The organism is Paracoccus sp. S4493, assembly GCF_000967735.1.
In the GTDB taxonomy this organism is placed as follows: Bacteria; Pseudomonadota; Alphaproteobacteria; order Rhodobacterales; family Rhodobacteraceae; genus Paracoccus; species Paracoccus marcusii.
Genome location: NZ_JXYF01000044.1, coordinates 1 through 2,165 on the forward strand (window position 1 = coordinate 1; position 2,165 = coordinate 2,165).

The window sequence follows — 2,165 nt, forward strand, 5'->3', positions numbered from 1 at the left end:
TGCGGGATGCGCGACAGCTGAGTTCCAAGCCAGGGCTTGAGCGCGGCGATGATCGGGGCGGCCTGGGCGCTCCGGACGGCGAGACGGTCGGCGGGAGCCTGGCCGCGCACGGTCTTCTCGATCTGATACAGCAATGCGATCTGGCGCAGCATCTCCTCGGCGATGGGCGAGCCCTCGCTTTCAAAGCGCTTCACGAAGCGACGGCGGACATGGGTCCAGCAATTGACCAACTGCCACGGCCCCTCATCGCGCGTGATCTCGGTCAGCGCGTTGTAGGACTGGTAGGCGTCACATTGCAGGAACCGGCCGCGGTATCCGGCGAGGAACTTTAGCGGATGCTCCCGTCCTCGGCCGGGGGCGTAGTGGAACAGCACGATGGGCGGACCGACACCGCCATGGCCGCGATCGTCGGACACGACGGCCCAGAAGTAGCCGCTCTTGGTAGCCTTCCGGCCCGGATCGAGCACCGGCGCGCGGGTCTCGTCCACGAAGATCCGGTCGGCGCTGCGCAGATGAGCCTTCATGTGGTCGATGACAGGCATCAGGTGGAAGCAGGCGCGCCCCGTCCAGTTGCCGAGTGTGCCACGGTCGAGGTGGAGACCTTGCCGCTCGAAGATCCCCGCTTGGCGGTAGAACGGAAGGTGGTCGCCGAACTTCGAGACGATGATCCACGCGATCAGCCGTTCGGTCGGCAGCCCGCCAGGGACGACATGCTCAGGGGCATGCGCCTGCACGACGGCCTGCGAGCAGCGGCGACAGGCGTATCTCGGGCGCCGCGTCACCAGCACCTGGAACTGCGCCGGGATTACGTCGAGCCGCTCGGATATATCTTCCCCGATCCGGGCCATCTCACCGCAGCCGCAGGGGCATTGGATGCTGGCGGGCTCGATCACGCGCTCGACCCTGGGCAGGTGCGCCGGCAGATGCCCGCGGTTGCGCGCGGGCTTGCGAGGTTCTTCCCCGCGCGTTTGGGCAAGCGCGGCCTCTGCCTTTTCCTGCGCGGCCGCGAGGACGCCTTGGGCCAGTTCGGCATCCTCGAGCGGCAGATTGAACTGGTCGGGTGACAGCTTCTCGGAACTCTTGCCGAAGCGCTCGCGCTGCGATGCCCGCAGGATGCCCTCCAGCCGACGATTGGCCTCCTGCACCTCCACGAGCGCCGCCTCGACCTCGGTCAGGCGGGCCTTCAGATGAGCGTTCTCACGGCTGAGGGCATCGGCATCCATGCCTCGGAGTGAATCACGCAAACGCGGTTCTGGCTAGCAAAAACAGGGAATTCCCGTGCGTCCGCCCGCTCACCCTGCGACCAGCGGACGCCGCGCCCGTTCCGGCCGCACCAGCCGCCAATCCAACCCTTCGAACAGAGCCGCCAGCTGCGCCGAGGAGATCCGCATCACTCCGTCCCGCATCTGCGGCCAGACGAACTTGCCTCCCTCAAGGCGCTTGTGAACGAGCACCATTCCGGTCTGATCCCAAACCAGCAGCTTGATCCTGTCCGCCCGTTTCGAGCGGAAGACGAAGACCGCCCCACAGAATGGATCGAGCCCGGACATCTCCTGCACCGCCAGCGCGAGGCCATCGATCCCCTTGCGGAAGTCCACCGGGCGCGTCGCCACATAGACCTTTGTTGGCCCTCCCTGACCGAGCATCATGATGTCGCCGTCCGCGCCGCCCGGATGGACCTGGTCAGCAGGATCTCATCGGCGTCGGCCCCGACGCGGATCACGACATCGCCGACAACGATCTCCACGCCGGTGGCGACCTCCGTCTCTGCCGGCATCGCCGCTGCGGGACCCTCGACGACCAACTCTGCAAACATCGGCAGGGCCGCCACGCTCTCGGGCACGACAAGCTGCCCCGTCCGCAACTTCTTCCGCCAGTCGTAGACCTGCCAGCGCGTCGTCCCGTGCTGCCGCGCGACATCCGTTACCGAGGCCCCCGGCACCAGGCTCTCCGCAGCGACCCGCGCCCGCTCCGCCTTCGTGCGCCGCCGACGCCCGCTCGGCCCCTCGATCACCTCTAGCCGAGAAACCCTGCCGTCCCCTGGGCCGTCCAAATGGACGCCCACTTTGCCGTCTCGTTCCAAACCAACACCTCCAACGCTCATGCGTACAGAAAATGGCCCGGTCAGATCAGAAGCGGCAGGAGGGGGGCCGCGTCGCGCTTAC

The 2,165-nt window shown here is 67.1% G+C and carries 3 protein-coding genes; all 3 read right to left on the minus strand.

Annotated features, from left to right (window positions below):
* Positions 1–1,223 (minus strand): IS66 family transposase (locus TW83_RS08595; protein WP_045982360.1); only part of this gene is annotated, 1,223 nt, incomplete at its 3' end.
* 69 nt (positions 1,224–1,292) lie between these two features.
* Entirely contained in the window at positions 1,293–1,649 is a 357-nt protein-coding gene (tnpB, locus tag TW83_RS08600) for an IS66 family insertion sequence element accessory protein TnpB (protein WP_071209476.1), read from the minus strand.
* A complete protein-coding gene (locus TW83_RS08605) occupies positions 1,646–2,014 on the minus strand; it encodes a transposase (RefSeq protein ID WP_204245734.1) in 369 nt (122 codons plus the stop codon). The genes tnpB and TW83_RS08605 overlap by 4 nt, the downstream gene beginning before the upstream one ends.
* Positions 2,015–2,165 lie beyond the last annotated feature (151 nt).